Source organism: Levilactobacillus hammesii DSM 16381 (assembly GCF_001434395.1).
Classification (GTDB): domain Bacteria; phylum Bacillota; class Bacilli; order Lactobacillales; family Lactobacillaceae; genus Levilactobacillus; species Levilactobacillus hammesii.
The window spans coordinates 1-497 of sequence record NZ_AZFS01000037.1 but is presented as its reverse complement, the minus strand read 5'-3'; the positions used below and the strand labels follow the sequence as shown (position 1 = coordinate 497).

Sequence of the window (497 nt, the reverse complement as noted above, 5' to 3'; positions counted from 1 at the left end):
ATTTACCCAAAATCAATTTGGTTCAACATGTTTTCTGTACTTGCTTGATCCAAGCCCAAATAAGCTAAAGTCATTGATTCACTTGAGTGATTTAGTAAGTGCATTACTAGGCCAATATTGTAATTTGATTGCGTGTAAACACGATAAGCCCCGGTTTTGCGCATCGTATGGGTACCTAGATAATTAATTCCTAACAGATCGCCAACCCTACTCATAATTTTGTAGAACTGTTTTTCCGTGATATGTCGCTCGGGGTGTTGAATGGAAGGAAAGAGCCATTCAGATGCTAGTTTATGATCAAGCAGCCATTGACGATACAATAAGAGTTCTGTTTGAACTGGTTTAAGGTACAAGGTATTAGGCTTACCAGTTTTTCGATCATGAATGAACGCATTTTGTTTAATAGAACCGTCCAGATTAAAAATATCGGTCTGTTTTAAACCCATAACGTCACTCACTCGCAGTAGCGTCGCTTTACCAACTTGAAAAATCGTATA

Annotated in this window: 1 protein-coding gene; it reads right to left on the bottom strand. The window is 38.0% G+C overall.

The features are described from left to right. Positions 1-2: 2 nt before the first annotated feature. Positions 3-497: site-specific integrase (locus tag FD28_RS02175; RefSeq protein WP_057732132.1), on the bottom strand; the 495-nt coding region annotated here is incomplete at its 5' end.